This is a genomic window from bacterium, assembly GCA_030654305.1.
Taxonomy (GTDB): domain Bacteria; phylum Krumholzibacteriota; class Krumholzibacteriia; order LZORAL124-64-63; family LZORAL124-64-63; genus PNOJ01.
On record JAURXS010000126.1, the window covers coordinates 1 to 5,724 of the forward strand.

Here is a 5,724-nt window from a genome sequence, read left to right on the forward strand (position 1 = left end):
GAGCCGCGCAGGCTGCCGCCGACGTAGATCCCGCCGGCCACGGTGAACAGGGCCCACAGCAGGATGATGAAGGGGATGTAGTCGATCACGTAGATGTGGATGATCGACTGCAGCGCCTCGCCCCGGAAGGCGACCAGGAACGGCACCGCGAACGCCAGCGACCAGAAGGCCGCGACCTTGGGGAAGTGGCGGTGCCAGAAGTGCGGCGCCAGCAGCGGGAAGACCGCGATCGAGAGCAGGATCCCCACGAACGGCAGGGCGCTCCACAGGGGCAGCCGCGTGCCCAGGCTGGGGGCGGCGTGCTGCGGGGCGGCCTGGTGCGTGGCGGTATTGGCGGCGGCGGCGCCGTGCCCGTCGAGTGCCGCCGCGACGCCGGGCAGCAGCATCAGGACGAGGAGCGCGGCCGGGACGAGCCAGGCCGCACGGGTGCGGGCGCGCGGGGAAAGGCCGAAGTTCATGGCGACTCCTGTTCGGGGGGAAGGCGCTCGTCCCGCCGCCGTCGATCCGGGAAGCATCAGGACGCGAAGGGGAAGCTACGGAGCCGTAAGGATGGTGTCAAACCGGCAAGCGCGGCACCACTTGTAAATGATAATCAATTTTCATATTTTCATTATTTACCTTGCCACTACGAAATCCGGGTGGCAACATTCCGCAGGTTTTCGAGCCGCCGGACTGAACGGATCCACCGGTCGGCATCATGGTTTTGCCGGAAGGAGACCCCCTTGAAGACGTTGAAGTTGACCACCCTGTTCGTGATCATGGCGATGCTGATGAGCGTCGTCGCATATGCTCAGACCTGTGCCGAGACCTGCGCCAGCACCGTCAAGGTGACGGGCGAGTCCCGCTACCGGATCCAGATGGACGGCCCGGGGTTCTACAGCTACAACTCCGACACCAACCCCACTTGGTACAGCCAGCTGCGTACCCGCATCGGCATCAAGGCCATGGTCGCGGACAACATGGGCGTGTTCGCCCAGTTCCAGGACAGCCGCTACATCGGTACCGAGAATGCTGGTGATATGGCCTATGACCCCATTGAGGATGAGTTCTACTTTACGTCCATCGACCCCGTTCTTGACATGCACCAGGGTTACATGTGGTACAAGCCCTGCGAGAAGAGCTTCCTGAAGCTGGGCCGTTTCGAGATGAGCCTGCACAATGAGCGCTTGGTGGGACTTTCGGACTGGAGCATGTACGGCCAGTCGTTCGATGGCCTGATGTACGGCCGCCAGTTCGGCGAGAACATGAAGGCTTCGTTCTGGGCCACCAAGGATTACGAGAGCTTCAACGCGTACACGGTCGTCGATGACACCGACGGTACGGACCGCGCCGGTGACGACATGTTCTACGGCATCAACTTCTCGTTCCTGAACAAGGGCGTGGACCTGTTCGGCTTCATGAACAAGGCCTATGCCGTTGATTTCGAAGGCGATGCGTCCCTCATGACCTTTGGTGCCTACAGCGAGCGGACTTTTGCCGAGAACTTCGACTACAACGCCATGGTTGCGATGCAGACCGGCACTTTCGACCGAGGCGCCACGGAGGTCGATCTCAGCGGTATGCTGATGTTCGCCGAAGTGGGCTACACGATGGCCAACGGGTTCCGCCTGGCCGGCCTCGTGGATTACACCACGGGCGACGACCCCACGACGACCGAGGTCGAGAGCTTCAACAACCTGTACTTCACGCCGCACAAGTTCTACGGCGCCATGGACATCTTCGACAACGGCCGTGAAGAGGGCATCATGGACATCGCCCTGCGCGGCATGTACCCGGTCAACGAGAGCTGGACGCTCAACGGCGACTTCCACAGCTTCGCGACCGTCGAAGACCATGCCACCGACAAGACCGCGCTGGGCACCGAGATCGACCTGTCCGGCAAGTACGTCGACGGCGGCTTCGCCTGGCAGACCGGCCTGAGCATGTTCTCCCCCAGCGAGGACTGGCTGGGCTCGACCGCCGACAGCCAGAACTGGCTGTACACGCAGGCCACGATGAGCTTCTAGTCCTCTCCCGAGGGCAAGACCACGCGCCCCCGGCGGCACCGGCCGCCGGGGGCGTGTCTTTTCGCAGCAGGAGCGGGGGGAGGTGGTCAGCGCCCGGCGGTCGCGACCAGGTCCCTCAGGAAGGGAGCGGCCCCGTTCATGACCAGCTGCACCGCGATGACCGTCACCAGCAGGCCCATCAGCTTCTCCACGATGCGCATGCCGGTGGGGCCCAGGCGCCTCAGGACGGTGTCGGCGGTCAGCAGGATCACCCCGGTCAGCAGCAGGATCAGGGCGGCGGCGGCGCCGACGATCAGCGCGCCGGTCATCCCGGGGGTCTCGGCCCGCAGCACCATGACCGTGGTGATCGAGGCCGGACCGGCGATCATCGGGATCGCCAGGGGGGTCACCGAGGGGTCGTGGTCGGGGTCGGGGACCGGCTCGGGCTGGGATTGGGCCCGGGCGGCCTGGTCCAGGCCGGTGTGCCAGCGCCGGGGGCGGCTCTGCAGCATGTCCAGGCCGACGCCGAAGAAGATGACGCCGCCGGCGATGCGGAAGGCGTCCACCGTGATGCCGAAGGTGTGCAGCACGGCGCTGCCGGCGTAGGTGAACACCAGCAGGACCAGCAGGGACACCAGCAGGGCCTTGACCAGGATGCGCTGCTTGCGGTGGCGGGACAGGCCGGCGGTCTGGCCGCTGAAGAAGGGGATGCAGCCCAGCGGGTCGATGACCGCGAACAGGGACGACAGCGAGAGCAGGGCGAAACCGTACAGGTCCATGGGAGCTCCTCGGGAAGGGCGGGTGTCGGCGGGCGGCAAGTTCGCGGGCGCCGACTGCCGTGTCAAGCGCCTGACAATCCGATGACAACTATAACTTGTCTGTCCGCGCCGCGCCTTATATCCTCGGTTCCATGATCAACGTTCGTTGACCTCATCCTGCGCGGAGGGATCCCCATGATGCGTCTGCTCATCCTCATCGCCGGACTGCTCGCCCTGCTCGCCGTCGCCGCGGCCGCGGGCGGCGGTTTCGCCGAGCGCGTGGGCGTGCCGGCCGGCGCGGCCTACGTCGGTTCCCAGGCCTGCCTGGACTGCCACGACGACGCCGGCACCTTCTACCAGCACACCCCCCATTCCGTGGAGCGGGCCCCGACCGCGCCCGGCTCCGGCGCCGGCGCCTGCGAGGCCTGCCACGGGCCGGGCAGCCTCCACGTCGAGGCCGGCGGCGAGGGACCCATCTTCGGCCGGGCCGCCCTGTCCGCCCTGGATGCCGAGGACCGCGCCGAGATGTGCCTGCAGTGCCACCAGGACAAGCGCATCGCCTGGGCCGACTCGCCGCACGCCGGCAGCCCGACCGATTGCGCGGCTTGCCACACCGACGTCGTCCACGGGGGCGGCTCGGCGCAGGCGCCGTCCGCCTTCCGGGTCGCCGGCGAGTTCTGCCTGCAGTGCCACGCGGCCCAGGCCGCCGACTTCCGCCTGCCGTTCCGCCACCGCGTGCTGGAGGGCGAGGTCTCCTGCCAGGACTGCCACGCGGTCCACGGCGCGGCGCCCGCCGCCGAGCCCCTGGGCGACCTGAACGCGGCCTGCCTGAACTGCCACACCGAGATGGCCGGCCCGTTCCTCTTCGAGCACGAAGCCGTCTCGGCCGAGGACTGCACGGCCTGCCACCGGCCGCACGGCTCGGTCAACGACAAGCTGCTGACCCAGGACGGCAACTCGCTGTGCCTGCAGTGCCACTTCGAGCCCGGCTACCCGACCATCGGCGACGTGGACCACGGCGGCTTCCTGGGCAGCGAGGCGCGCTGCTACGACTGCCACCACGAGATCCACGGTTCGAACCTCAACCCCACCTTCCTGGACTAGAAAGGAGCGCGTCATGAAGAACCTGCGACTGACGATGTTGACCGCCGCCGCGGTGGCGCTCCTGGCCGCCGGTGCGGCCGCCGCCGGCGATCCGCCGGCCCAGGCCGGCCGGATCTGGGCCGCCCCGGGGGACCACGTGGGCCTGTTCACGCATGCCACGCTGACCCTCGACGTCCTGGACGACTACGGCTACGCCGCGAAGGCGGCCGAGGACTGGCAGCTGACCGACCAGTACCGCTTCTCCTCGGTCTTCGCCTGGAACCGGACCTGGGACACCGGCCGCTGGCTGACCCTGCGCGGCGCCGGCGAGAACGGCGGGCGCCCAGGCGGCGCCGGTTCGCTCGGCCTGTGGGGCGGCTCGACCGGAGGGTTCCGGACCTCGGTGACCTACCGCAGCTTCGACCACTACTACGACGGCACCAGCGAGATGCGCTCGGCCGTGTTCGCCGCGCCGCCGCCGCCGGCGGCGATCGATCCCGCGCCGGTGATGAACTGGAACCGCTTCGAGGCGGCCAGCTCCCATCGCGTCTGGAACGGGTTCGGTCTCAAGGCGGGCGTCGCCTTCACGCGTCGCGACGGGACCAAGGGCAGCCTGCTGCGCAGCGGGGCCGGCGGCGCCGTGCCCGGCCTGAAGCACTTCGGCACCCTCGACCGCAAGGTCTGGGCCGGCGGCGACTACGCCTACGGCAAGCTGGCGACGGACTGGGAAGTGTCCTACCGCAAGAGCGAGGGCGACCGCGCGCTGGGCACGCGGCACCTCACCACCGACGACCGCACCCTGTGGAGCGGGCGGGTCGGCGGCGCCCTGGACGTGTCGCCGACGCTGCGCCTGGTGGGCCAGGCTGCCGGCAGCTACCTCGAGAGCAACCCGCACGAGACCCAGGGCCTGGCCGACCGCGACGTCGCCTCCGACGCCGTGTCGGGCACGGGCCGCGTCGGCGCCCTGTGGACGCTGTCCCGCGGTACGCGCCTGGACCTGTCCGCGGCCGTCCGCAACCAGAACGTCGACGGGCAGGTCGGTCCCGACGACGCCGTCGTCCACGCCGTCGACCGCGACCTCACGAGCCAGGACTACCGCGCGGCCCTGTCGACGACTCGGTTGCCTTCGACCCGGCTGCAGCTGAGCTACCGCTACCGCACCAGCGACCTCGAAGAGACGACCGCCCAGGACGGCGTGCCGGGCAGCGGCACCGAGGGCGATTTCCAGGCCACCGACCGGCAGCGGACCAGCCAGGACGCCGCGCTGCGCGCGCGCACCCGCCTGGGTCGCAACGTGACGCTGAAGGCCAAGGCGACGTGGCTGCAGGAGGAGATCGACTCGGCCGACACCTGGGACACCGCCGACAGCGACGCCTGGTTCTACTGGATGGGCGACCGCAAGCGCGACAAGCTAGTCTGGGAGGTCTGCCTGAACACGCGGCCGGCCCCGGGCGTCAGCCTCGACCTCGGCCACCAGACGATCGCGCAGACCTTCGAGCGCGAGGACATCGCCGGGGTGGAGACCACCTGGGACGCCGTGCGCGGCTTCGCCGTGGCCACCTGGGCCGTGGCGCCGCGCCTGACGCTGCTGGGCTCGTTCTCGATGGGGCAGGAGGAGTACGGCATCGTCGGCGCTCCCGCCGACGAGTCCGACGTCAGCCCCCTGGCCTACGACGCCACGACCGTGCGCTACGCGCCCGGCGCGGTGCTGGACCTCGGCCGCGGCTGGAGCTGCGAGGGCCACTACGAAGCCGTCCGCACCACCGACTCGGTCGAGAACGACCTGGACCGCTGGTCGGCCCGCACGAGCTGGCGCTTCGCCGAGAAGCTGACCGCGACCGCGAGCTACCGCCGCTGCGAGTTCGACGAGAACCGCTGGGACGACTACATCCTCGACC

At 69.0% G+C, this 5,724-nt stretch carries 5 protein-coding genes; 3 read left to right on the forward strand and 2 right to left on the reverse strand.

Features of this window, described 5'->3' with window-relative positions:
- On the reverse strand, positions 1-458 hold a 458-nt coding region (locus Q7W29_03330; protein ID MDO9170843.1), incomplete at its 3' end, for a sodium:proton antiporter.
- 264 nt (positions 459-722) lie between these two features.
- Between Q7W29_03330 and Q7W29_03335 the strand changes: the two genes are divergently transcribed.
- Positions 723-2,006, forward strand: a complete 1,284-nt coding sequence (locus tag Q7W29_03335) for an alginate export family protein (protein MDO9170844.1) — start codon at positions 723-725, stop codon at positions 2,004-2,006.
- An 86-nt stretch (positions 2,007-2,092) separates the two neighbouring features.
- On the opposite strand, the gene Q7W29_03340 is transcribed toward Q7W29_03335, so the two are convergent.
- Positions 2,093-2,764, reverse strand: coding sequence for a MarC family protein (locus Q7W29_03340; GenBank protein ID MDO9170845.1), 672 nt, complete (start codon positions 2,762-2,764; stop codon positions 2,093-2,095).
- Positions 2,765-2,938: 174 nt separating this feature from the next.
- Here Q7W29_03340 and Q7W29_03345 point away from each other — a divergent pair, with 174 nt between their 5' ends.
- Together Q7W29_03345 and Q7W29_03350 are read left to right on the forward strand one after the other, a co-directional pair.
- Positions 2,939-3,847: a DmsE family decaheme c-type cytochrome gene (locus Q7W29_03345; GenBank protein MDO9170846.1), complete on the forward strand. Its 909-nt coding sequence runs from the start codon at positions 2,939-2,941 to the stop codon at positions 3,845-3,847.
- Between the two features lie 13 nt (positions 3,848-3,860).
- The coding region (locus Q7W29_03350; protein MDO9170847.1) for a hypothetical protein at positions 3,861-5,724 on the forward strand (1,864 nt) is incomplete at its 3' end.